The sequence below is a fragment of the Legionella sp. PATHC035 genome (genome assembly GCF_026191115.1).
GTDB lineage: Bacteria > Pseudomonadota > Gammaproteobacteria > Legionellales > Legionellaceae > Legionella.
Genome location: NZ_JAPHOT010000001.1, coordinates 423,174 through 449,018, shown reverse-complemented (window position 1 = coordinate 449,018; position 25,845 = coordinate 423,174). Strand labels below are relative to the sequence as shown.

Sequence of the window (25,845 nt, the reverse complement as noted above, 5' to 3'; positions counted from 1 at the left end):
GACTAAAATTCCATATCCCTAAAAAGAATGATAGGGATAAAAATCACCTTGCTAAAAATTCGGAATGGATACATAACACGCAATTAAGATTCCCCACAGATGGATGTAATCGCCCACCAATACATTCTTTAGATACCAACGAGGTAAGCCTGCATTTCTGATATCATCTTGCAAGTATTTAATTATAGGTACAAATGCGACAACAAAGAAGACCATTAAAACATGGTAGAGAAAGACCAGTTCTTGAGTGTTATGGTATAAGTATGTTTTATAGCGCATTTGCCATGGCGTGATGTAGAGGATAACGAATGAAAAGAAAAAGACTTTAATGATGCTGGTCATGTCGGTCATAAAAGGAAGTTTTTTTCGATTCAATACAATTTCTTGTTCTTCTGGATTAAGTGCATTGAATGACTGGGATTCAACAGCGGCACTTATCAAAAAAAAGACACAATAAATATAAATGCTGGTTAGCGTTAGTGAAGGCATTAGGAGAATAGCTTCTTAGGAATAATGAAAAATTGTATATAATTTTATCATAATGTGAGTCTGTTGTCGATCCGAAACCCGTAGATAAATCGTGATAAAAGTTCGCTAACTATCGGTGTTGGGTGAATGAGTAGCGAGACGATGATTATTCTCTATAAATCCTCAAAAGTTGCTGGAAATAGACAAGAAAGGACAACAAAATTGGGGTCGCTTCCAGTACACGTAAATAAAACACCGGTAGGTTTACTCGAGTCTGCGGATAATAAAATCTGATGGGTTAACTTCATCCCACCCGCATCATGACATGCGCTGGATAAACTACTAAAAACATTATTTATGGTTTTAATTTCCCCTGCGCTCTCGTAGGCTTGTCCGCATTGAGGGGATTGCCCACTAGGCTCAGATAGTGCCGTTTGGGCATAAATATTTGGGTAACTGAGTATAGAGAGTAGAAGTAATCCTTGAAAAAATTTCATAAAGACCTCCGTGTTCTATCTTTTATCAATTATAGATGTGAATGGAGCAATTGAGCAATTAAATTTATAGGGAAACAAATTGCGAGAACTCTTCTTTTTCTTCTACGAGCTCTTCGATACCCCCGATATTTAAGCGCCTTAGGTTATTAAAAAACAACAGATCTGTTGATTCGTTTATTGATAGGGAAAATTTTGCCAGCGGTCGATTTTCTTTATTCGCTAAGGATATTTTAATTTCATCTTGCTCTCGCTCAATGCTTGATTTTTCGATATCTTCCAAATCGATACATCGAACTTTGAAATAAGAGCCCAGAGAGCCATAACTAACTAAAGGAGATTTTTCTGGAGCAAAATATTTTTTTAAATCATGGAGCTTAACCAATGAACAAGAGTATTCTAAGTCTGATTTTCTCATGAAACGCTCTATGTCATTAATCCTTATATTTTTTTGTTGATTTTTCCCCATTTCTTGGCGGAAACGCTCTATGTCATTAACCCTTATATTATGAGGTTTATGTGAAAAATCAATGTAATACAGTTGGTTATCTCTTTCAAGAAAAATAAAGCAGTGTTTAAAATACTCAAGTTCAGAAGGGAGTGTAGAGGGAGTAAAATACAATAGTGAATGATTCCATTGAATATCATAGGAAAGAATGTCTTCTTTTATCTTGTTTCCCTTTTCTTTTGTGACCGCCCAAGCGATTGAAACAAAGGGTAGACTGATCAACATCATGGCGGTAGCGAATAGGAGGCGAGGTAGGTTAAATACAAGCGTCAGTATACCTACAGGAATTAACACAGCCTTTTCAGCGCCCTTAAGTGAACGAATGAGTAGGGAGGAAATGAGGAAGTGAATTCCCAAGGTTAAATAATCAAAAATCCCAAAATGGATTTTCTTGAAAGGATCTTGTGCTTTGTCTTGATAATTAGGGAATAAGTGTCCAGAGAAAACGAGAAAGGTGTCGGCCATCTTTCCCCAAAAAGTGGTTCTGTATGCTCTAGCGTGAGGGTACTGTTTGGTTTCAATCAGGTTTTTAATGGGACTAAAAATACTCATAATCATCCTTTTTAATGTGCGGAGTATATCCAATAAGCTATTTAAGGAAAAGTTCCGTATATAGGATGAACATACCGTACCTAGCCGTAACCCGGAATTAGTGAGGCCATTAAGATTCAGCCCCAGGCTCGCTTACTCCTCACCTGCTACAAATCGGAAAGTATAAAACTGTATTTGCAGCTTCTGTGTGCCCGCGTATTATGGAGCAATACATTTATGATCGTAAAACAAATGCTGCGAGTTCTTCTGTTTGTTCTATATGTTCTTCAATACGACCGATATTTAGGCGTCTCATGTTGTTAAATAACCTTGAGTCGTTTGATTTTTGTGTTGACAAGGAAATCTCTGTCAGCAATTTTGTTTTACCCCAAAGCGTGAGTTCAATATCATTTTGTCTAATCGAAATATTTGAACTTTTTATATTTTCCAAATCCACTTCTTGAGCTTTTAAAAGCGCGCCTATGGAATGATAACTCTCGGGAGGAAATGCAATATAGGGTTTTAAGTAATCGCCTTTTTTGTAGATAAAAGAGGGCTCTGAACAAATAACTTTGGAGTAAAAAAATCTATTTTCTGGATTATCCATACCTATATGGTGGCGAAAGCTGTTATCAATCGGTATGTCGTGGGCTTTACCCGAACAATCAATGTAATAGAGGAGATTTTTTTCATCTATGAAAAAAAAACAGTCCTTATAATGTGCCAGTTCAGAAGGGGCTACCCAGGGGACAATATAAAATTTATACCAAATTGTTTGCGCCTCATAGGAAAGAATGTCTTCTTTGATTTTGTTTCCCTCTTCTCGTGTGGCAGCCCAGGCGATTAATACAAAAGGGAGACAAATTAGCATCATCGCTTCAGCGAAGAGAAGGCGAGGTAGGTTCAATAGAAGCGTCAGTATGCCTAAAGGAATTGACACAGCCTTTCCGGAACCTTTCAGAGCACGAAGCAGCAAAAAAGAAATGAGGAAGTGAATTCCCAGGGTTAAATAATCAAAAATTCCAAAATGGATTTTCTTGAAGGGATCTTTGGGCTCCTTTTTATAACTAGCGAGTAAATGACCGGAGAAAACGAGAAAAGTGTCGGCCATCTTTCCCCAAAAAGTGGTTCTGTATGCTCTAGCGTGCGGGTACTGTTTGGTTTCAATCAGATTTTTAAATGGATTGAAAAGACTCATCGCTACTAGATTTTTAAATGGGTTGAAAAGACTCATCACTACCCTTGGGTCTTAAATGCGCAGATTATAACCAATAGTAATATCTTTAAGAAGAAGATGGGCAGATATGATGTAAATAGTTCTAAAATTGGCCTTTTATGATAAATTTCGATGTGACAATATAAAAATTTGATGAATTAACAATCCATTTTAAACCGTTCAGGCTGAGGATGCCGCTCTAGCGCTGTCTCGACAGTCTTGATGGCCTGGGATAAGGCCCTTAGAGAGCATCAGGAAAGGCTTCGAGACCGCATAAATGCCTCTTCAGCCGAACGGATTAGCGCAGAGGACGGTAAAAAAGATGCGTAGGTGCTGCACCTAGTCCTTTTTAGGTGCCTATATTCACGTAGCGTAATACGGTAAAACGTTTAAAATTATAGAGAAACAAATTGTGAGAATTCTTCTTTTGCTTCTACCTGCTCTTCTATCCCGCCGATATTTAAGCGCCTCAGGTTATTAAATAACAATAAGTCAGTTGATTTTTTTATTGATAAGGAAAATTTTGCCAGCGGTCGCTCTTCTCCATCAGCTAAGGATACTTTAATATCATCTTGTTGACGCTCAATACTTGATTTTTCTATATCTTCCAAATCTACATTTCTAGCTTTTAAAAGAGTCCCTAAGGAGCGATAACTATCCAAAGGAGAGTTTTCTGAAGCAAAATACTTTTTTAAATCATCGTTCTTAACAAATATAGAAGAGTATCCTATACCGATTCGTATGACTGTTCTATGTTGGTTTATCCCCATTTCTTGGCGGAAACGCTCTATGTCATTAATCCTTATATTATGGGGTTGATTTGAAAAATCAATGTAGTACAGGTGGTTATCTCCCTCAATGAAAAAAAAGCAGTCTTTATAGTGATCAAGGTCAGAAGGGAGTGCAGAGGGTGCAAAATATAATCGTGATTGATTCGTGTGAACCTCATAGGAAAGAATGTCTTCTTTGATTTTGTTTCCCTTTTCTTTTGTGACCGCCCAAGCGATTGAAACAAAGGGTAGACTGATCAACATCATGGCGGTAGCGAATAGGAGGCGAGGTAGGTTAAATACAAGCGTTAGTATACCTACAGGAATTAACACAGACTTTTCAGCGCCCTTAAGCGAACGAATGAGTAGGGAGGAAATGAGGAAGTGAACTCCCAAGGTTAAATAATCAAAAATCCCAAAATGGATTTTCTTGAAAGGATCTTGTGCTTTGTCTTGATAATTAGGGAATAAGTGTCCAGAGAAAACGAGAAAAGTGTCGGCCATCTTTCCCCAAAAGGTGGTTCTGTATGCTCTAGCGTGGGGGTACTGTTTGGTTTCAATCAGGTTTTTAATGGGATTGAAAATACTCATAATTATCCTTGTTTTTTAATGGGCGGAGTATATCCAATAATCTACAGAAGAAAAAGCTGCCTAAAAAATAAACTTATACTCTTCATCTTTCTCTTGAAGATAGCCGATATTTAAGCGTTTCATGTTTTCGAATAACCTCTGGCCTTTTGGCTCGAAACTTAAATGCGCAGATTATAAGAAGAAGATGGGCAGATATGATGATAAATAGTTCTAAAATCGGACTTTAATGATAAATAGTTCGGTGTGACATTATAAAAATTTGAATAATAATTTGTGAATGGGTTCAAATATTAATCTATTATTTATTTATACTAACCATAAAATCGAGTTAAATTGACCGATGCATTAATGAACACTCTTCTAGCACGTCAAAGTATCTATGATAGGGATCGGCTAGTTAGAGCCTATGAGTTACTTTATAGAGAAGGACACTCCACCATGGCTCATGTAGATAATCTGGACCTGAGTGCTGGTGATGCAGCTACCTCCTCAGTCATTACCCAATTATTTACCAATTTAAATATGGATGATGTAATCGATAATAAACTTGCATTTATAAATTTCACTTATAATCATTTAGTCAATCAAGTCCCTAAACTTCTTCCTAAAAATCGAATTATTATTGAAGTAATTGAAAGCATCCAAATCGATGATCAATTAATCCGTAGTCTGATTGATTTGAGCAAGGAAGGGTATCAAATTGCTTTAGATGACTTTGTCTATACAGAGGAAATTGTGCCGCTAATTCAAGTTGCAGATATTATTAAAATCGAGGTATTGCATCAAAATAAACATCAAATCCGAAAACAACTCAGTCTTTTGCAAAATTTCAAGGGTAGACTTCTTGCTGAAAAAATAGAGAATAGAAATCAATTTAATGATTGTATGGAACTCGGATTTGATTATTTTCAAGGTTTTTTCCTGAGTAAACCTGATCCATTAAGAGGGCAAGCTATTACTGAAAATAGAGCACATTTAATAAGATTATTCGGCGAATTGAATGATCCGGTAGTGGCGATTGAACATATTGAAAATCTTATCTTGCAAATTCCAAAACTCAGTTATCGTATTTTACGATTAGTCAATTCCGTTGCTTTATATAATGGAAAAAAGATTGAATCTATATTGGATGCAATTAAACTACTAGGAATTGTTTGCATCCGAAACTGGATTGGACTTTTGATGCTATCAAGTATTCACGATGTGGAACTGGATTTACTTGAGCGCACTTTAATCCGAGCAAAAATGTGTGAAAATCTTGCTAACGTGCAATGTAAATCGGATGCGCATTTAGCATACACTGTTGGTATTTTGTCCACTCTTGATGCGATTCTTCATGAACCCATGGACTCTTTATTAGCCAAGATCCAACTCAGCACCCAACTCAATAATGCAATCCTTTATTTAGAGGGGGAGTTAGGGAATATTTTACGAATTGTAATGGATTATGAAATTGCCCATTTTAAACAATTAGAATCTGCTTCGGTTGATAACACTCTATTGATGCGGGCTTATCTTGATAGCGTTAAATATGCAATCAAAACGATTCACTTAATTAAATAGTTTATTTATTTAGAATGAGCTTTCCTAGACCACGGAATGCTCTATAATCTAACTCTTTTTTGTGTTTAATCAGTTGATTGAATCTTTGTTCAATAATAAATCATGGAAATTTTCTAAAATGAAAATTAAAAAGAGTCAGAAACGCACTTTTAAAGGTAATGGCCCTAGGGCAACAAAAAAAATAAAGAATCAAGAAACATTTGCTTACGGAACTCATATTGAAGAAATACCTTCCAACCGACTCTTAATATTGGATGGGTACGCGTTTGATACGGAAGAGTTGATGTCTTTGCCCGAAAAAGATCTGTTTACTAATATGCATACTCAAACGGAGTTTAGTGAAGAGGCAAAAAAAACTCTGTTAGCCAATGAATTATTGAAAGAGAAAGTACAACAAAATCTTCCTAAAAAACAAGATTTTCCAATAACCTTACTCACTGATGTTTATCAATTAGGGATTATTTTGCTTCAGAAGCGTGATGGTAAAGAAAGTGTTGAGGCACTTACACATTTCGGTCAGAAATTAGATGGCGTCCATCCAGACATCAAAAATGAGTTTTTAAATAGTACCATCAAAATGAGTAACTACAATTACCGCGCAAAAAGGACCATCCTTTCAAGCATGCAGGTAAAAAAATTACTTGCGGATTTATCTGTGGGTAAGATATGCGCTCGTGTTGGTGGAAACTGGTTAATCCAATTGGTGCGAAGCGTTAATCCCAGTAGGGTTAACGAAGCTTACGTTTTAAAATTAAATCAAGAATTTATTCAAGCGACTCCTGTAGCTAAAGTACGAACTGCACCAAGAACTCCTGCCTTTTTCGCTATGGGTACTCTGAATGCAGATTTACAAAAAATGATGGAAAGCACTATTTAATTCTAGGGACGTTTAAACAACATGGTCGATTCCCTAGCAAATAACCTGCGATTACCCGATAACTATTCTATTTGACTCTTGGTGTCCTCTTTGGTGCTGCGAGGGGTGATCTCAAGGGTACTTGTGAGTATAAGGTAGCAGGTTATTTTAATTTATTTTCAATTCGCCTGTCTGGAATGAACCAAAGCATTGCAACGATTACATAAAGCATTTGGGCAATCCAGGCATACACATAAGCAAGAGGAATTGCAAGTACATAGAGTACGATGGAAATATTTCCTTTTAAGTCATTGCCAATGGCTCGTGCCACCAGTGACTCTTTGCCTTCATGCGAGATCAGGGTATGAACTAGGATGGAGTAAGAAATAGCTGCCATTAAAAGGACTATGCCATAAAACGATGTTGGTGTCGCAGTATAATGGTTTTCTCCCATCCATCCTGTGGCAAAAGGAAATAAGGAAATCCAAAATAAAAGATTTAAGTTTGCCCAAAGAACTTTTCCTGAGATACTTTGGGTAGCGGTAAATAAATGGTGGTGGTTATTCCAGTAAATACCAATATAAATAAAACTCAGTATGTAACTTGAGAAAATAGGAATAAGCGGTCGAAGACTAGTAAAATTATCACCATGTGGGATTTTAATTTCCAATACCATAATGGTTATAAAGATCGCCAGCATACCATCACTAAATGCTTCTAATCGTGTTGTTCTCATCCTTTCTTCCTAATTGAGTAGATCGACCAATCCTTTTTCCTATAAAAATGAATTAATTCCTATCGTCCCAAGATATCTATAAATCAAATTGTAGAACACTACTCTTCACTAGGCTAACTCATGGAACGATTGTCGGTTTAAGAATTGCTTTAGAACGCAATTTTCCATGAGTTCAATTTTTTCCCCACCATCTTTTTCGATACATTTTGTATTAGATCTATTGACGCTGACCTAAAAATATGCAAAATAGATATTTTATCTGCACTTATTCTGATGTAGCGTCTAAGGTAATTTATTATGAGTTCAAGTTGTAAGCATGCCAAAATTTCATTGTTTAGTGCAACAGCGCTTTCTGCTACGGCCATGGTTGGATCCGGATGGCTCTTTAGCGCTCAATTAAACGCTAAGATTGCGGGAAATTATTCATTTCTTGCATGGATTTTAGCGGCATTATTGGTGATGGCCGTGGGACTATGCCTGGCACAAGTCGCCTCGATTTTCCCAGTGCGAGGCGCTACAGCTCGGTCCAGTGCCTTATCACATAATAGTATTTTTGGTATGCCGTTTGCGTTTGCCAACTGGTTTGGACTCATGGTTACGATTGGTACAGAAGCTCAGGCCACCACACAATATTTAGCTGCCACCATCAAAAGTGATACCTTAATGGCGGCAAATAGCCTCACGATTTACGGTAAATTATTTGCGCTGGGGATCTTAGTCATTTATTTATTCATAAATTACTTTGGCATTAAATTATTAACCAAGATTAATAATACAATTACGGTAGTAAAAATTCTCAGCCCGATTTTTACGATTATGATCTTTTTGATCATGCGTTTTGACACGAGCAACTTTAGCTTAGATACCAACACTCAATATGGTATTGGCTCAGCTATTACTGCAATTATTTCAGCTGGACTCATCTATTCGTACAACGGATTCCAATTGGCTGTAGCTTTTGCAAGTGAGATGGAGAATCCCAAGAGGAACATTCCTTTATCAATTGTTCTCTCAATTGTCATCGTCATGGTAGTTTATATGTTACTTCAATTATCCTTTATGGGGGCAGTTCCTCATGACATGTTAGCCGGAGGTTGGAGTAGTCTGAATTTTCATTCACCTTTGATTAATTTAGCCATGTTGATGGGCGTACACTTTTTAGCGATGCTGCTCATTGCTGATAGTATTGTGAGTCCATCAGGCACTGGATACTCTTATCTAGGTGGTGCTTCCCGGATGTTTTATGCGATGGCTAAAGAGGGGCAAATGCCTAGCCGTTCGATTACTAAATTACATCCTAAATATAATTTGTGTCGTCGTTCCTTACTCATTAATTTTACCTTAACTGCAATATTTCTCTGGAACTCCGATAGTTGGGCCTCACTCATGGTGATTGTTACTGGTTATCATTTAATTGGATATATGGCTGCACCGATTAGTATGGGAGCTATCAAACCCAATACCAGGATATTTGGTTTAATCGTTTTCTGTATTCTTGGCGTCATGATGAGTACTTTGCCAGCAAATGATTTTCTCAAAATGAATTTGTCCATTTTAATTTTAATGGTCATTTATGGAGGAATTCAGGTTACACGGCGCATGAAGGCAAGTACGTTACTCGTACTAACAACGCCATTTCTCTCCTATTTGTGGTTAATTTATTTTTACCAAAATGCCTATTACATTCTGGTAATCTCTGCTCTATTTTATTTATTAATAACCCACAAAGAGTACGTCAGATTATGCAAGGAAACTCAATTTACTTCCACAGATACTGAGATGGTCACGTCTGTTGTTGTCAGTCAAGGCCAACAAGCTTAAGAACAAATAGCCCGTCCAGTACGGGCTTTGATTTTTATGTTCTATTCGTTCATTTCATTCTTTCTTCACTTAAAAAAACATCTACTCATGTATTAAGATGTTATGCTAGTGTCCTGTTTGGTGCATATTTTTAATTCTAAGAGAAGGACGGGAGGGATTAAAATTAATTCTACAGTACTCGCTTCGAAACGTTTCATTACATTCGGCGCTTTATTCGCAATGATTGCTACCATTCTCGGCGCATTTGCTGCACATGGTTTGAAGACTCAGCTTAGTGATGTGCAGATGGATGTTTTTAAAACCGGAGTTTTCTATCAGATGATACATAGTTTGGCTTTATTATTTGATGGGATGCTACTGATGCAATTTAATAACCGATTCATATACATTTCAGGATGGCTATTTCTTGCAGGCATTTTCTTCTTTTCGGGAAGCTTGTATTTAATGACTTTGTTTACAGTAAAAGCCATTGGGATTGTCACTCCGGTTGGTGGTCTGTTCTTTATTTTGGGTTGGTTTTTATTAGCTATTGGCATACATAAAGCATAGCACTCTCTTATGTAGCCGTAGCGTACGACTTTGCACGTCGGGGTATTCTGTTGCCCAGGTTTTACAGAGGGGTTATAGTAGCTCCGGTGGCGGGGCTCACATTCTATCTATAGGGATACCCCAGACGCTAGCGAAGGCTTCCCACAATAGAATACACGCGGTTTCGGCCTGAGTTTTTCGCTTGATACAATGCCTCATCAGCTTCATATAAGCATTCTTCAACGGTAGCATTCACAACATCCGAAATATAGACTCCGATTGAGACGGTGTAATATATTTTTTGTCCTGATAGCACCTCAAAAGGGCTCTTTTCAATGAGAGAACGAAGCTTTTCTGCAACCTCAAGAGCACTTTTCTCCAAAACATTAGGCAGAATAATGGCAAATTCCTCGCCACCAATGCGACCAACCAAATCAGTGCTCCGTAAATGCTGCTGCAAAAGCGTGCTAAAATGCTGTAACACTAAGTCACCCACTTTATGGCCGTTCATGTCATTGACTTTCTTAAAATAATCAATATCGACCATTAAAATAGCGATGTTATATTTCATACGTCTAGCACGTTCAAATTCTAACCCACCTTGCTCAATGAAATATCTTCTATTGTTTAAGCCGGTAAGAAAATCTTGATTAGCATGCTGTTCTAATTTGGCTATCAGGGATTTTTGCTGGGTTATATCCATAATTTGCGCAATGAAATATTTGATGTTTTTATTTGTATCATGGACTACGGAGCCGGTTAATAAAATCCAAATGATGCGGCCGTCTTTATGAGCGTATCTTTTTTCTAATTGATAACTACTGAGTGTTCCCTCTAATAATTGTTTTACATAACCAAGATCGGTCTGGAGATCATCGGGATGTGTAATGTCTATGAATGTTTTTTTCAACAGCTCATCCGATGTATATCCTACAAGTTGACACAATGCCTGATTAACCTGTACAAAACGTCCAGTAATGTCAACTATGGCCATCCCTATAGCAGCAGCTTCAAACACAGAATGAAAGCGTTCTTCAGATTCCCGAAGTGCATCTTCATTAATTTTCCGTTCAGTGATATCGATAGATACCCCACACAAACCATATATGTTATGGTCATCGTCTTCGTCATATAGCGGTGTTTTTACCTCCCAATACACCCGCGAATGACCATCTGGTTCTATGCTGTGAATTTCTTCTTGTGTGGTTGTTTGCTGGTAAAATACCCTATCATCGATCTCATGCAACCGTTTCACAGTGGCCTCAGGAAAGAAATGATTATCATCGAAATTTGCTAGTTCTGATTCAGAACATTGAAACAACCTAAGCGTTGGTTTATTAGCATAGATATAGTGGTGATTAAGGTCTTTCATATAGACATATACTGGGATACAATCCAGCGCATCGGATAAACGTTTTGCCTTGGATAAGGCCGATCTCATTTTTTTTAGAGTAAATCTAAAATATTCCCCGACTAACGAAAAAATAGCCCCATTAACACAAAAGTAAATCAGCGTTACTATGGAGTTATGTTCGTCAATTTGAGCAGGCTGAATAAAGCCAGAATAATAAACAAAAAAACAACTAAAAAATGTTGCAAATATTCCTGCATAAAACCCGCCCCATAAAGCAGGGAGCATCACTGCGACATAAAAAGGTCCATACCCTAAATAAACAGAATATTGATTCCACGCCAAGATGCGGATTAATCCGCAAATAATAACTATAATGCTCGTTGAAACAAGCTTGATAATTATATTCATATGGGAAAATGCTTTCAAATTGCTCCCCAGCGCAGAGTTGATAGCCATATTATAAATGTAACACAAAATTACAAGTCTACTTTGTATTGACTGCAAGTACGCCACAGCAACAGGATTGTTTGAGTTGGTTGATGGACCCTTTGCACATGGCAAAGCGACCGTATTTCTTCGTGTTACATGTTATGATTCTCAGTCACTATGGGGTAGTATTTATAGTGAGGGCTATTGTGTAACAAGGCAACTCTGAAGGTCTTAATAAAACCTTAAGGTTTATTGTATAAAATATGATCTCTATATTCAATGGTTAATCAGCTTGGGCGTTAACGTCATTAAGGATGTAATGTGAATAAAATTATGACCCTCTCTCTATTCATTATCATAGGATTGTTCTGTTCACAGTCTAATGCGTCGCAAAAAACATTTAAATTGAGTCCTAATGAAACAAAGTTACTTGCTAATAATACGCTCTGGACACTCAATGCGACATGCGTTGTTCAATGTAGCCATCCAAATAACAGTAAAATTAAAATTAATGTGATCAAAAATAGTGGCACTATCAATGGGAAAAAATTGTCCACCGGACAGGGGACCTTAGTCAGGGTAAAGAATAACAGCAGTGTCTCGGTCAGTGCGGAATCGGGAACCCAAATCAATCTTATCAATTTAGGCTCAGAGGAATTACAAGCCGTTTGTTCTATATAAGCCAATACACCGTAGCCCGTATTAGCGGAGCGTAATACGGGGATAAAAATCAAATTTCCAATAACCAAAAATCCACTGTATTTATCTGTATCATCTTGTGATGTTAAGGATCTACCTCCTTCAAAGTTTAGTTTCTCATATTACGCTGCGCTAATACGGCTATAAGACTAAGGTAGTTCGAAGTTAAAAAAACTGCCCCTCAAATAATTTTCCATTCTGCTGATAAAAATATGAACTATATTTAAAACAGAAGCTGTATTGTCTATGAGCATTGTATGAGCCAAGAAAAAATCAATAGCGAAATATCGCGTAGAGAACAATTTCATCAAAAAATTGCTCAGCATTTAGGACCAGAATGGACTGCTAATAGCAATGGAGTTACCAGTAAAACTGAGACCATTAATGATCCTAATAGGCTTAATACTTTATATGGAGCCGCTACCAGGACACATGACGAATATATCAAGATGGTGAAAGAGGAAAATACAAAAATTGCCGCAAAATTAAATGAATTGATGAAAGAGGAGCAAATCATTTGGCATGCTGACGCGTTTCAAGTTTCTTGCACGCATCAGCAAGAGATAGCTGAAGATAAATATCTTAGATCAGATAGAGAAGAAAGCGGTATATATAACTTTAAATGTGCTATTAGAAATTATGGAATTAATGTGCAACCATTTATCTGGCAGGAACAAACTCGAAGGCGAGAGTTTGGAGGAGTTCAAGGTAAGGTTAATATCGATGCATATTTTATGGGTGGAAAAGATCTTGAAGACGTAAGTGCACAAATAGATAAAGCATTAGTTGCAAAAAATGCTCAACAATTTAATTCGAAAACCGATAAAGTAGTACCTCAGAAAAAGGGCGACGGCACTTATTTGGATAAAAATTGTCCATCCACTCAGCATAAAGAAAGTTTAAATGCTCTAAAGCAAGATAAAATTAAAAAAGACTTGTGTGAAAACCTGTGTAATGAAATAGCAAGATTTTGTAACAAATATCCTAAGGTAGATGGCTTACAACAAATGAATGTCATAATTACAGGCATGGCATGGAACTCGGAAGATGCAAATAAAACGTTAGCAAAACTAATCGAGGTAGCTCAGTGGAAGAAGTCAGATTCGGAAGTTATGAAAGGATTTCATGAAATCCGTGGCCGAGATCCTAAGGTAGAGACATTTTATCAAAAACTTGCAGCCCTTGATCCCGATGATATAGAACAAGTTAAAAAATTTAGGATTGATCTGGACCATAAAATCAATGATGACATTTTTACAAAAATAAGAGCATTTCAAAAAAATTATCCTGATGTTGACGGCTTACAACAAATGGTCGGCATAATAACGGGCTTTGAAAGTGGCTCTGTAAGTGCAAATGAAACGTTAACAAACCTAATCGAGTTAGCCCAGAGTAAGAAGTCAGATTCTGGAGTTATGAAAGCATTTCATGAACTCCGTGGCAGAGATTCTAAGGTAGAGGAGTTTTATCAAAGACTTGCGACCCTTGATCCTCAGAACGAAGAGAATGTGAGCGAGTTTTTAGAATTTCTTGATGAGAAGCAATCTCAAAAACTTAATATGTAAGATCAATATTGATCGCACGAACCGGTGTAAACATATCTCCCTTAGAGCACATCCTTATATGGAATAAAAATCCAAGGTCCAGTCCTTTATAAACATAAATGCATTCGAATTCTAAAACCATTCATTAATTAGGTTTTGAGCGGGTTTTACTTCTCTATCACCTAATCAAACAAATGAATTCCAATAGTACGCTGCGCTAATATACCAATGGCTAATATTTACTACTCTATTTTTTATCCAGCCTTCTTTTGAAGAAGGGGACATTGATTTTTTTATATTCATTATGCTATGGTGGCCTAATGAGGAACAAATGCCGCCCACTAATCCTATTGCTGCTCATGAGTGCTGTCTTTCTTGCACCACTTAAAATGCCAACCTGTCCGAAACAAAAAATACAGGCACCTATCGCATTTTCTTTTTCCGTAACGCCTTGTTCCCAGCAGCAATCGATGAGCAGTAGTTGTTTTTCTTCTTCTTATTGGCTTAAGGAGGAATTTCATTTAGCATCATCCTGGATAATTCGAAGCCTCGTGGGCCTATTAAGCTTTCTTCTTATTTGCTCTAAATATAATTCACCATTCGACGAAATTTATCGCCCTCCCATTTTGGTTTCTTGTTAATTTTTAAAATTCAAAAAATAAATTATTGAGGAATCAAAAATGAACAAACTAATTGTGTCATCATTGATGGCCTGTATTCCCTTTTCTGTTTTTGCGGGAATTGGCAGTGCAAACCCTGCAGATGCATTGATGTTTATCCAAAACCATAGTCCAATTTTTTATCTGACTGCATTCTTTCTCCTTGGTGTCCTGCTGGCATTTACACCGTGTGTTCTGCCTATGGTGCCGATTCTATCCAGTATCATTACCGGCCAAGGTGCAAGTACCGGAAGGCAAGCTTTTAAATTGTCTTTGGGCTATGTGATTGGGATGGCGCTTACTTATGCCATAGCGGGAATGTTGGCAGCATGGTTCGGGTCTACCGTGCAAACGTTAATGCAGCAGCCGATAATTATTGGAAGCTTTAGTATTTTATTGACGCTTATGGGCTTATGGCTGTTGGGTGTATTTGAATTGCGCATTCCAGTTTTTAATCAGGTTGCGTCAAACAACTCACGCCAATATGGAATTATCTCTGCGACGGTAATGGGCGCATTATCCACCTTGGTTGTATCCCCGTGTGTCACAGCGCCATTAATTGGGATTCTGACCTATATTTCGCAGAGCCATCGTGTTGCTCAAGGTGGTTTATTACTCTTTGTTATGGCTTTGGGTATGGGAATGCCTTTGTTGATTGTAGGGGCTGGTTATGGTCGTTTTTTACCGAGCTCTGGCCCATGGATGGTGCGCATCAAACAAATATTTGCCCTAATGATGTTTGCTATGGCTGTTTGGCTATTGAGTCGTGTTGCACCCCCGTTTTGGATTAATGTACTTTGGGTTACTGTTTTGCTCATGAGCTCATGGATCTTGGGTGCTTTTCGTCAAGAACGTCATTTAGCTGGGCGACTGTTGCAAGGATTGGCTTTATTATCCATGATGGGGGCAGGGGCTTTGGCTTATCATGCGTTTACACCCACTTCCATTCAGAGGCCTGTTGTGCATGCTCCATTTGTTATGGTACATACGCTTGAAGAGGTTCATGCCAAATTAGCTGCAGCCAAGGCAAAAAATCAACGAGTTTTTATAGAGTTTTTTGCGGGGTGGTGCAGTGATTGCCAAGCAATGGATAAGTATGTTTTCAATCAACCTGAAGTCATTGATGCCATGTACGATTCGGTAAATCTTCGCGTTGATATTAGTGAAAAAACGGAGGCAGTCGCAATGATTCGTCAAGCGTTCCATATTTATGGTATACCCACTATGCTATTTTATGATGCGCAAGGAAATAAGCTGACTGAGTTAAGTTCAGTTGGTCAGCTATCCAAAGAAAAAACTTTGAAATTATTCACAGAATTTCGAGGCTAGAACAAGAAACTTTCCTTCTCTCCTCGGGGGAGAAGGTATTTTTAGGATTTATTCAATCAATGGGTTTTAACTGAGTCAAAACCCATTGATTGAATAGTAATACTATCTACTCATTGAGAATAAGCTTTTTCCAAGGGGTTGAGTGTAGACCCCACTCTCATATTGTTGCCAGGTTTCAGCAGGTTTGATGTTGCATTTTTTTGATACCATGTGCCATCCGGGCTCATGTTTATAGCATCCTGCTTGGGCCGTTCCAAAGGCTGCAATCATACTAATAGCAATTAATGCAGCTGTTGATGATTTGATCTTCATTTAGAACTCCTTATCTTATATTTAGATGCAAAACGCATCAATATGATTATATTATCAACATTTAAAATGCGCAAATTTCTTCCATATTTCAGCCGAACACCGTCACACTGATAGTGAGCGTGTTTGATTGGTTACTCATAAATTACCGCTTAGTGTGCCTTGAATTTTATAATTTTTTGATAATTAATCCGTTTTAGTCTGTTCCGAAGGACAATTCTTTAACAATCTGCCTTGCCAGTTCGTTTTTTTCCTAATAACCAAACCTGAAGCATATAACACCACACCGGTGAGAATTAGAGACAGTGTTCGTATAATTGTTGGTGTGGATGCCGCATCATAAAGGAGGGCTTTGCCCGCAGCAAAAAATAAAACAATCAATACCGATTTTGCAATGAGGACATCATTTCTTAAGGATGAAACTTGCAAGATGATGAGTACGTATGCAAGCCAAGAGGCAGATACCGCTAGGGTTCCATAGTCAGTGGTCAGCTGGTAGAGGCTCATAATTGCAAAAAGATGTGCCGCTGCCAGTAAAACATAACAATATTCTTCTTTATGACCTAACTCCTTACGATTTCGTATTAATAGGAACCAAATGCTAACAAAAGAAGCCCATGCTACAACGGACCAGGATAATCCCTTACTACTAAGTAAATGGCCTAAGATATTTAAATATTCAATACCCAATATTGCAGAAAGTGCCACAAATGGAATTAAAAGAGGAATGCTCCATTTAATCGAGCTTACTTGGGTATGTCCAAAGGCATATCCAAAAACTATCAAAGGGAAAAGCCAAGGTTTTAGCGTTAATGGTAAAAGTCCAAGGTAAATCGAATGAAAACAAACAAGTGTTACAAAAGTCAATAAAACGTTGCGGCTATTAAATCGGCGTTCAGGAAGCCATCTTTTAGCGGAATAATAAAGTCCAATTAAAAGGGCTGCTGCAGCTAGCGAGCCACACGAGGCTATAGTCTGATCAATACGGCTTAGATAATAATATTCCATTGCATAGAAAATAAGTAATACAGGGAAAAGACTCCAAGATTCTTTTTCAGTAAGTTGTTTCTTGGTCAATTGAGTATAAAAGAGGGTCCCTATAGAGTAGATTAAAAAATTAATAGCAAGTACTGCTGCAATTAATACATCTTGATCCAGCTCTAGCCCAATCACCGCAGTGATTGATATTGCCAAGTACGCTGAAATCATTGTTAAGGTGCGTGACTCCACCCAAATAGCAAGGGTTGCGAAGTTTAAGGAACAAATTGTGAAGTAATATAAAGAAAATAAAGTATTATTTTCAACACCTGAAACAATTGGGACAATATAAGCACCCAAGGCTGCTATAATGGCATAAATATCATGCCTAAACCTTAGATAAAACAAAATTGAAATTCCCGAGACAATTGTGGTGATGGCAATAACCGTTTGAAATGAAATGAATAGATAATACTCATAGGCAGCAAAACCAGTAAAATAAAGTACAATTGCCCCTGCAGCTGGTAAAAAACATGCGTATATTCTATCGGCAGTGGAAATGACAATGCCTCCTGCAAACAATGCCATTCCAAACAGAGTCGCTACCCCAAGCTGCTTTTCATGAGTTAGCCATCCTGATTCAATCGATAATTTAACAATGAAACAAGCAGCTAAAATAAAACATACTGAGGCGACGAATCCCAGCCAATTTCCTGACATCGGTCTCGGTGTTGATTTTGAGCGGTCTACACTTTTCTTATTTTTAATTAACTTTGATTGCTTTACTGGCGTGATTGGCGATACACTGCCAATAATTTTTTCAACTGTAGATACGCGGGTGTCCAGGGACTGTAAGCTTTTTTCAATATCAACTGATTTCAAAGAAATATCCTACCTACATAGTAACAATTGCTCAATTTTACACCATTTTGCTGGATCTTTTCGAGTATTCTTTTGAATAATTTATTCATAAAGCCAATTTTTATTGGGTTTTTAATCGTATTCTCACTGTCGAAGATGGAAAATCAAAATAAAAATAGAAAATTGTTCGAGTCAAGACTGTTTTTTTATTTTTTATTTGTTAAGATAGCTACGTCTATAATCCTTTCAAATATGCGTGTGTGGATATCTCCTCTCCATTCACGACAGAATTGCAACTTAAAGCCTGCCCTCAAACCATACCCCATCTCGTTTATTTATCTTTTAAAGTACAATATTCCTTTGTGAGTTATTCACATTTTCTGTGGATAAGTCTGTTTATAGTCTGTCAAACTCTATGTAGAATTTAGAAAATTAATGGCTGATACATCATGTCCCAGAGTGTTGTTGATGAAGCGGAGAAAATGATGTAAAGCATGAATTAATCTCACCAAACTTATCCATCATCTACTTGATTTGGTCTTCAAGCCAACATTTCAATAATGAGGTTACTGTTTGAGGCTGCTCAACATGGAGCATGTGACCACAATCTTCAATAATTGCTAGTTTTACCGAAGCAATTGCCTCTTTCATTGATTGTTGTGACTCTATGGTAAATGCGCTATCTTGCCTGCCGTACATGATCAACGTGGGACAAACAATTTCATGAAGCTGTGCCGTAGTTGATTGGCTATTGAGCATTGCTCTAGTTTGATTCAAAAAACCTTGTTTGGGAACTTTTGCTTGTCCTTCAAAAAGAGTATTCATCAACAGTTTATCATTGCTGCGGGAAGGGTGAACGCTGGTTGAATTTACCTCATGGAGTAAACCTTCAAGATTGTTGTTTTCAATCTCATGTTGCCAACGTTCAAAATATTGGCGTTTACCCTGATCTAAATCACCTGTCCAACTTCCCATGATAACCAGATGAGATACTCTATGAGGTGCCTTTATGGCGACGTGTTGTGCTACCCATCCCCCTAAAGAATGGCCGCAAATAATAAATTGTTCTGGTGCCTCAGCAAGTAATTGTTCTGCCATTTTTTCTATTGATACTATATCAAAAAAATAGGTAACCGTGCTATCAACAATATCGGCAAGATGTTGGCATTGATATTCCCACAATTTTTCTGTGCCTCCCCAGCCAGGGACTATAATAAGTTTGTGCTTCATGGTTACTCCTTAGATAAAACAATGTCATGATACGCATAACCAGCTCAACTCTTAGTGTTGAATGGGCTTGAATTCAGCGCAGAGAATTATAGAACACTTCCATATAATGAAATACTCTAATGGACAACATGTTTGAACGATTTGCATAAAAGGTTGAATACCGCGCAAAAACAGGCCTTAAATAATTCGCATCTGGTGTTCCAATTATTTTAGCTATCCCACTCAAACAACAGATGATGCGATTAATTGACTATGGATTAAATACCATCCCTCACTACAACATGATCAAAAATGGTCTAGACTTATTAAAAATATGTCAAATAATACGTCCATTTGCGGGTTGTCCTATGTCGCTATCAGAATTCGAGTTCAATCAATTAATGCTTCTAACTGACGCTTTAGATATTCACGCGCAAAGAACACCAAACTCAGTTGCTTTATATTACCTTAATGAAGATGGAGTGAGAGAGGAATTAAGTTACAGTAAGCTGCAATCTGAGTCTCGTTCCTTAGCGCGGCTAATTATGAACAATACTCAAAAGGGGGATCGCGCTTTGTTGATTTACCCACCAGGCTTGGAATTTGTTATCGCATTTTTTGCCTGTGCTTATGCTGGGGTAATTAGCGTTCCAAGCTACCCTCCATTGAATCAAGGATTAATCGAGAAATTACAAGGAATTATCGTCGATGCACAGCCGACTATTCTTTTAACCACGCAAGAGCTTTATAAGAAACTCTACAATTTGAAGATTCTTAAAAAAGTCATGCAATTTTTGCCGATTAAAAAATTATTAATTTATATTTTAGGGCGACAATCCCAACAGTTAAATTGGGATGTAGAAAAACTTAAGCTGATAAAATGTTCCTCTTATCACATGAGCTCATTCGCTCGGATGGAGTTCAATGCAACGGATCCGGATTCGATTGTTTTTTTACAGTATACTTCTGGGTCCACAGGTTTGCCGAAAGGCGTGATCAATACCCATCAGAATTTATTGCATAACATACAGTTAATCATTAAAGGATATGGAGTTCATCAGGATAGTCGGGGCGTGTCTTGGCTACCTCCTTATCATGATATGGGCTTAATTGGGCATATTATTTTACCGATTATTTATGGTGTCCCTTGTCTGTTGATGTCACCCCTTAAATTTCTTAAAAATCCTTATTCTTGGTTGCACGAGATCAATACTTTTCGTGCGGATGTGAGCGGAGGACCTAATTTTGCCTACGAGTACTGCCTGAGCAAGATTACGGATCGTCAAAAGAAAACTTTAGACTTAAGCGGTTGGCGGGTGGCTGTGAATGGAGCAGAGCCAATCCATTATGAGACCCTTGAACGTTTTTATCAGGCTTTTAAATCCTGTGGATTTAAAAAAAGCAGTTTTTCACCTTCCTATGGCCTAGCAGAATCGACCGTAATGGTCTCCGTGCAACAACCCCAAGGGCATCTGCAAAAGTTGATAGTCTCCCAGTCAGATTTAAGTCGAAACATAGTAACCCCCACTAAAAAACGCGACTCAGATAGCAAAATTTTATTGAGCCATGGGACCCCCAGCTTAGACGTAAAAATTCTTAATCTGAGTACGGGACAATTTGGTGATGAAAATGAAGTAGGTGAGATATTAGTTGCGGGTCCAAGTGTTTCATCAGGGTATTGGCACTGTGAGGAATTAAACAAAACAATTTTTTATCAAACTCAAGATCAGAGGACCTTTCTTAGAACAGGAGATTTAGGGTTCCTTCACCAAGGTGAGTTATACGTTACCGGGCGCATAAAACAACTGATTGTGATCCATGGTAAAAATTTCTATCCTCATGATATCGAGTTTAAAGCAAGTTCAGCGCATGGCTCGATTAAACTCGGTTGTTGTACTGCATTTTCTATTTCAAAAGACAAAGAAGAGAAATTAATTATCTTGGCTGAGATAAATTCTGGTATCCCTAAAAAAGAATATGAAGACATTTGTTTGGCGGTGAGAAAAGTAATCACTCAAACTTTTGCCATAATCCCTTATTCCATAGTTTTATTACCTGCTCGTGCAACCCTAAAAACAACGAGTGGTAAGTTACAACGTAATGCCATGAAGGACGCTTACATCAATCAAAGCCTACCAATGCTGTATGAGTATCAAAGTGAAAAACATGATTTAGAACAGAGCAAATTGAATCAGCCTTTCACTGAGTCAGCTCTTGACTCCAAAACCAATAGCATTAAAGAGCACGAGATCCAATCCTGGTTATTAGAACAAATTGCTCTGAAGACATCGATACCGCAGCATAAAATCTCATTAGAGCAGCCTTTAATTGAGCTGGGGATAGATTCAGTTGGTTATTTTGAGTTATTAGCAGATTTAGAGCAAACCTTTCATTGTCAGGTAGATCCCAACTTAATTGAAACCTATCCCTCAATTCATCTGATTTGTAACAGCATCATGAACAATACAGCACCAGTAGAACATCAAATCGTACCTTTTAATCCCTATCAAGAGGAGTTAGGCGCACATGGTTTTTTACTTAAGCGTAAAGAGGTTGGTGTTCTATTAATACATGGTTACAGCGGAACCCCCGGTGAAGTAAGTGAATTGGCATTTCAGTTAGCTCGCTCGGATATAACCGTTGCTGTTCCTCAATTAGCAGGACATTGTTCCAGTTATCGTGCTCTCAAAAAAACCAGCTGGCAAGATTGGTATATGTCCGTTAAAAAGGCCTATGATTTATTGTCACAGCATTGTGAAACAATATTTGTTGCGGGTCTTTCTGCAGGTAGCCTGCTTGCCTTGAATTTAGCGGTAGAATACCCAGATCGTATAGCAGGAGTGATCCTTTTAAGCCCTGTATTTTTTTATGATGGCTGGAATATTTCAAGATGGCAACGTGTGTTTCAGTCTCTCATGATTCACAGTTATTTGCGTCATATTTATAAAGTTCAGGATAAGGCGCCTTATGGAATTAAAAATGAGGCAATACGAGAGTCAATTGCATCCTTATTGGCGAATGGTAAAGAAAAAAATATCGCTAAAACCGGTAATATGATAGTGCCTGCGCTTGGGTTGTATGAAGTGGATAAGTTGATTAAACATATTCAAGGAAAATTACCTCAAATTAAGAGTCCCACCTTAGTTGTCCATTCGTTAGACGATGATATGGCAAGTTACAGAAATGCTGAGTATGTTAAAAATCATATTGGTGCGGAATTAATAGAAATCGTTTATTTAAACAATTCCTACCACATTATTACTCTGGATAATGAAAAAGAGCTTGTTGCGCTCAATTTGATTCGCTTTATCAAGCAAAACAGTAAATCAAAAAAGGTAAGGTATATATCTTGAATATTTTTATAGATTTTGATGGAACGATTACGAAAACGGACACTACAGACAGCTTATTAGAAATATTCGCACAGGGTGATTTTAATCAAATAGAGCAAGATTGGCTTTCTGGCCGCATAAGCTCCAAAGACTGCATGCAAGCCCAATATGCAATGATTCGAGGGATGGATGCTGAAATTAGGTATGAATTAGAACATATTGAAATTGATGCGGGTTTTATTGAATTTTGTACTTTAATGCAAAACAAGGCAAAACTTATTATCGTTAGTGATGGTATTGATTATCCCATCCAGTATCTGCTAAAAAAACATGGACTTCTTTCAATACCTTATTACTCAAATCATTTGTCATTCCTGAAAGAAGGGGTTGCGATTAGTTTCCCTTTTGAAGTGAAACAGTGCAAATCAAGATGTGGTTTATGTAAATGTCATATCTTTCATGAGCAGCAATTTAATGACTCAGGCAAATCGATTTTAATTGGAAATGGCAAATCCGATGTGTGTTTATCACATCAAGTTGATTTTGTATTTGCGAAGGAATATTTATTAACGTATTGCCAACAACATCAAATAAAGCATTTAGAGTTTAATAGCTTTTTGGATCTGGTAAATCTATTTCAATGCGAACAACTTGAAAAATTTCTTTAATTACTTTCCAAGTTTATTTTGACGAAACAATCAATGGCTTATAAACAACTTCAGTCTTTCATCCTGGGGGTACTCACAGGATGAAAGAGGACTTAACCTCAGGAGGCTAGGACCAACCTATGCTGCCTTGCATTGCATGAGTAATTGTTCTAAAAGAATGATGCCTAGGTCAATTTCCTCTTTACTGATTTCTAAAGAGGGGGCTAGAGTAAATGTATTTTTATAGTAACCGCCAATATCCAGTACGAGACCGTAGGCTTGTCCATTGACCTCAAGATCGCCACGTAACCCTGCATTGAAAATTGCATCGGCTAATTCTCGATTCGGAGTAAAACCATCTTCTTTACATAACTCAATACGTAGTGCCAGACCAAGCCCATCAACATGACCGATCATTTTCCAGCGTTTTTTAAGTTCATTCAGTTTATTTAGAAAATAAGCCCCTTTTTCATTGACCTGTTGCTCATAATTTTTTTCCGACAACATCTTCATCACTTCAAGACCAATAGCAGTTCCTAATGGATTGGACGAGTAGGTAGAATGAGTTGATCCGGGAGGAAATTTTTCTGGAGAAATGAGTTCTTCCCTGGCCCAAATTCCGGCAATTGGGTTTAAACCATTCGTTAAGGCTTTACCGAAGACAACGATGTCTGGAGTGATCCCATAATGTTCAAAGGACCAAAATTTACCAGTACGATGGAAACCCATTTGAATTTCATCTGCAACCAACAAAATGTCTTTTTCCTTAAGAAATTGTGCCAATTCTTGAAAATACCCTGGAGGGGGAATGACATAACCCCCGGTACCCTGTATCAATTCGACAAAAAACGCAGCATATTCCGCTTCTTTGGACTTATCATCCCATACAGCATAGTATTCTGTTTCAAATAATTTTTTAAACTGATTCAAACAATATAGGCCGCAGGTCTCACGTTTCATTTCATAAGGGCAACGGAAACAATAGGGAAAGGGTTGAAAGGATGCTTTATCAGAGAAATGGCCAAATCTACGACGGTAGCGGTAGCTTGAGGTAATCGAAGAGGCACCTAGTGTTCGGCCATGATATCCGCCCATAAAAGCGAACATCAAGTTTTTCTTCATTTCATTACGAACCAGTTTGAGCGCATCTTCAATGGCTTGAGAGCCTCCCACATTGAACTGTACACGTCCTTTTGCACCGGTTCTTTGTTCGATATTAGTACAAATGGCTTCCGCTAGTTCTACTTTTTCTTTATGCAGGTATTGACACGCAAGCTGAGGCAAGTCATCCAGTTGTTGTTTTAAGGCATTACTAATACGTTGGTTTTTGTATCCAAAGTTAACCGCTGAATACCACATTTGCAAATCTAAATAGGGAATGCCTTTCTCATCATAAAGATAACTCCCTTGGCAGTTACTAAATATTTTTGGTGGATTTGCATAATGGACTGTGTCACCGAAAGAACAATATTGAGCATCTTTTTGTAGCAGTGAATTGATATTCATAATTAATCGAACAAATTGAGTAAGATATACTAACTATAGACAATTTTTAAAATTTTGCGGGATGAGTAGTCTGGATGATATGAATTTTTGGCTATCCTGAAAGGTGAAAATGAACACCATAGCAATTTAAAATCGTCAAGGAATTGCAAAATCGTTATCTATCATGACTCAAATGCAATATACCTTGAGGCTGAAACAGTTGTTCGATTTGTACTTAATACTCAGGTTGAAGCTATTAAAGGGAAAGATTACAACCATGGAGGTCATGGTCCTCATAAAGCCATTCATTGATTCGATCTTGTAGCTGAGCCAACGCTTGTGGGGGGACTAGTCCGGCTGGAGTCACTAATGTGGATGGGCTAGTTGGTGGATTCGTATGAATAAAGAATCTATTCCTATTAACCATTTTTTTACCTGGATGTGTCACGCTATGACTGAACAACTCAGTATCATCTTGACTCATCTCCTTGATGAACTTCTGGGCCTCTATAAGAGTGGGATTAAAATCTAAATTTTCAATTACTACTTGAAGTGACAAGAATTTTGTTGTTAAGTTGTCATTTTCAAAAAGCGTTTCGTTAGAAAATTTTGCCATTAAGTCAGTAGTAGAAATAGGCCAATATTCTGTGTCATGTGTTGTCACATCACAAAATAAAAGTTTTATTTCGAGGATATCCCATGAATAGTAAAAGAATCCTCTGTGACTCTCAGTAGATAGAGGAAGGTGTTTTCCTCTATCTCAGTATTTTTTAAGTCATAGGATCCCAATATGTGGGCATGGTATTTCTCTTCTTAAATAAAAATGTCCTAATCATACTATTGGGTAGAATAAGGTCAAAATGATTTATTTTGAATGCCAATGGATGTGAAACGGTTTCCCTGGAAATCATTTATTATGAGAGATTTT

Annotated in this window: 21 protein-coding genes; 9 read left to right on the top strand and 12 right to left on the bottom strand. The window is 37.6% G+C overall.

What is annotated here, in order from left to right; all coding sequences use genetic code 11:
• Positions 1–51: 51 nt before the first annotated feature.
• From OQJ13_RS02015 to OQJ13_RS01995, 5 genes are all read right to left on the bottom strand, one after another.
• Positions 52–489: a hypothetical protein gene (locus OQJ13_RS02015; protein ID WP_265708831.1), complete on the bottom strand. Its 438-nt coding sequence runs from the start codon at positions 487–489 to the stop codon at positions 52–54.
• 152 nt (positions 490–641) lie between these two features.
• The gene (locus OQJ13_RS02010) at positions 642–965 is read right to left on the bottom strand and encodes a hypothetical protein (protein WP_265708829.1); all 324 of its coding nucleotides are present in this window, start codon (positions 963–965) and stop codon (positions 642–644) included.
• A 64-nt stretch (positions 966–1,029) separates the two neighbouring features.
• Complete coding sequence (locus OQJ13_RS02005) at positions 1,030–2,022, bottom strand: hypothetical protein (protein WP_265708827.1); 993 nt, start codon at positions 2,020–2,022, stop codon at positions 1,030–1,032.
• Positions 2,023–2,236: 214 nt separating this feature from the next.
• Entirely contained in the window at positions 2,237–3,235 is a 999-nt protein-coding gene (locus tag OQJ13_RS02000; protein WP_265708825.1) for a hypothetical protein, read from the bottom strand.
• A gap of 377 nt (positions 3,236–3,612) precedes the next feature.
• A complete protein-coding gene (locus OQJ13_RS01995) occupies positions 3,613–4,578 on the bottom strand; it encodes a hypothetical protein (RefSeq protein WP_265708823.1) in 966 nt (321 codons plus the stop codon).
• 348 nt (positions 4,579–4,926) lie between these two features.
• On the opposite strand from OQJ13_RS01995, the gene OQJ13_RS01990 reads away from it, so the two are divergent.
• Both OQJ13_RS01990 and OQJ13_RS01985 read left to right on the top strand, forming a co-directional pair.
• Entirely contained in the window at positions 4,927–6,141 is a 1,215-nt protein-coding gene (locus OQJ13_RS01990) for an EAL and HDOD domain-containing protein (RefSeq protein ID WP_265708821.1), read from the top strand.
• 118 nt (positions 6,142–6,259) lie between these two features.
• Positions 6,260–7,018: a hypothetical protein gene (locus tag OQJ13_RS01985; protein ID WP_265708820.1), complete on the top strand. Its 759-nt coding sequence runs from the start codon at positions 6,260–6,262 to the stop codon at positions 7,016–7,018.
• A gap of 142 nt (positions 7,019–7,160) precedes the next feature.
• Here the strand turns inward: OQJ13_RS01985 and OQJ13_RS01980 are convergent, their stop codons facing one another.
• Positions 7,161–7,733 carry a TMEM175 family protein gene (locus OQJ13_RS01980; protein ID WP_265708819.1) on the bottom strand — a complete coding sequence of 191 codons (573 nt, stop codon included), beginning with the start codon at positions 7,731–7,733 and terminating at the stop codon, positions 7,161–7,163.
• 297 nt (positions 7,734–8,030) lie between these two features.
• On the opposite strand from OQJ13_RS01980, the gene OQJ13_RS01975 reads away from it, so the two are divergent.
• Both OQJ13_RS01975 and OQJ13_RS01970 read left to right on the top strand, forming a co-directional pair.
• Entirely contained in the window at positions 8,031–9,554 is a 1,524-nt protein-coding gene (locus OQJ13_RS01975) for an APC family permease (RefSeq protein WP_265708818.1), read from the top strand.
• Positions 9,555–9,656: 102 nt separating this feature from the next.
• Positions 9,657–10,103 carry a DUF423 domain-containing protein gene (locus tag OQJ13_RS01970; protein ID WP_265708817.1) on the top strand — a complete coding sequence of 149 codons (447 nt, stop codon included), beginning with the start codon at positions 9,657–9,659 and terminating at the stop codon, positions 10,101–10,103.
• Between the two features lie 127 nt (positions 10,104–10,230).
• Here OQJ13_RS01970 and OQJ13_RS01965 read toward each other — a convergent pair whose 3' ends face one another.
• Positions 10,231–11,844 carry a diguanylate cyclase gene (locus OQJ13_RS01965; protein WP_265708815.1) on the bottom strand — a complete coding sequence of 538 codons (1,614 nt, stop codon included), beginning with the start codon at positions 11,842–11,844 and terminating at the stop codon, positions 10,231–10,233.
• A gap of 342 nt (positions 11,845–12,186) precedes the next feature.
• Here OQJ13_RS01965 and OQJ13_RS01960 point away from each other — a divergent pair, with 342 nt between their 5' ends.
• The 3 genes from OQJ13_RS01960 (at position 12,187) to dsbD (ending at position 16,096) form a co-directional block, all read left to right on the top strand.
• Positions 12,187–12,546 carry a hypothetical protein gene (locus tag OQJ13_RS01960; RefSeq protein ID WP_028380313.1) on the top strand — a complete coding sequence of 120 codons (360 nt, stop codon included), beginning with the start codon at positions 12,187–12,189 and terminating at the stop codon, positions 12,544–12,546.
• Positions 12,547–12,821: 275 nt separating this feature from the next.
• Positions 12,822–14,129 carry a hypothetical protein gene (locus OQJ13_RS01955; protein WP_265708813.1) on the top strand — a complete coding sequence of 436 codons (1,308 nt, stop codon included), beginning with the start codon at positions 12,822–12,824 and terminating at the stop codon, positions 14,127–14,129.
• Positions 14,130–14,788: 659 nt separating this feature from the next.
• Positions 14,789–16,096 (top strand): protein-disulfide reductase DsbD, encoded by a 1,308-nt coding sequence (gene dsbD / locus OQJ13_RS01950; protein ID WP_265708812.1) that lies wholly within the window; start codon positions 14,789–14,791, stop codon positions 16,094–16,096.
• Between the two features lie 102 nt (positions 16,097–16,198).
• On the opposite strand, the gene OQJ13_RS01945 is transcribed toward dsbD, so the two are convergent.
• The 3 genes from OQJ13_RS01945 to OQJ13_RS01935 form a co-directional block, all read right to left on the bottom strand.
• Positions 16,199–16,408, bottom strand: coding sequence for a hypothetical protein (locus OQJ13_RS01945; protein ID WP_028380318.1), 210 nt, complete (start codon positions 16,406–16,408; stop codon positions 16,199–16,201).
• Between the two features lie 183 nt (positions 16,409–16,591).
• Positions 16,592–18,265 carry a DUF2339 domain-containing protein gene (locus OQJ13_RS01940; RefSeq protein ID WP_265708809.1) on the bottom strand — a complete coding sequence of 558 codons (1,674 nt, stop codon included), beginning with the start codon at positions 18,263–18,265 and terminating at the stop codon, positions 16,592–16,594.
• A gap of 504 nt (positions 18,266–18,769) precedes the next feature.
• Positions 18,770–19,474: an alpha/beta fold hydrolase gene (locus OQJ13_RS01935; protein ID WP_265708808.1), complete on the bottom strand. Its 705-nt coding sequence runs from the start codon at positions 19,472–19,474 to the stop codon at positions 18,770–18,772.
• A gap of 233 nt (positions 19,475–19,707) precedes the next feature.
• Between OQJ13_RS01935 and OQJ13_RS01930 the strand changes: the two genes are divergently transcribed.
• Together OQJ13_RS01930 and OQJ13_RS01925 are read left to right on the top strand one after the other, a co-directional pair.
• On the top strand, positions 19,708–22,806 hold the full coding sequence (locus OQJ13_RS01930; protein WP_265708806.1) for an alpha/beta fold hydrolase: 3,099 nt from the start codon (positions 19,708–19,710) through the stop codon (positions 22,804–22,806).
• Complete coding sequence (locus tag OQJ13_RS01925; protein ID WP_265708804.1) at positions 22,803–23,453, top strand: MtnX-like HAD-IB family phosphatase; 651 nt, start codon at positions 22,803–22,805, stop codon at positions 23,451–23,453. The genes OQJ13_RS01930 and OQJ13_RS01925 overlap by 4 nt, the downstream gene beginning before the upstream one ends.
• 117 nt (positions 23,454–23,570) lie before the next feature.
• On the opposite strand, the gene OQJ13_RS01920 is transcribed toward OQJ13_RS01925, so the two are convergent.
• A complete protein-coding gene (locus OQJ13_RS01920; protein WP_265708803.1) occupies positions 23,571–24,938 on the bottom strand; it encodes an aspartate aminotransferase family protein in 1,368 nt (455 codons plus the stop codon).
• Between the two features lie 235 nt (positions 24,939–25,173).
• Positions 25,174–25,581 (bottom strand): hypothetical protein, encoded by a 408-nt coding sequence (locus OQJ13_RS01915; protein WP_265708802.1) that lies wholly within the window; start codon positions 25,579–25,581, stop codon positions 25,174–25,176.
• Positions 25,582–25,845 lie beyond the last annotated feature (264 nt).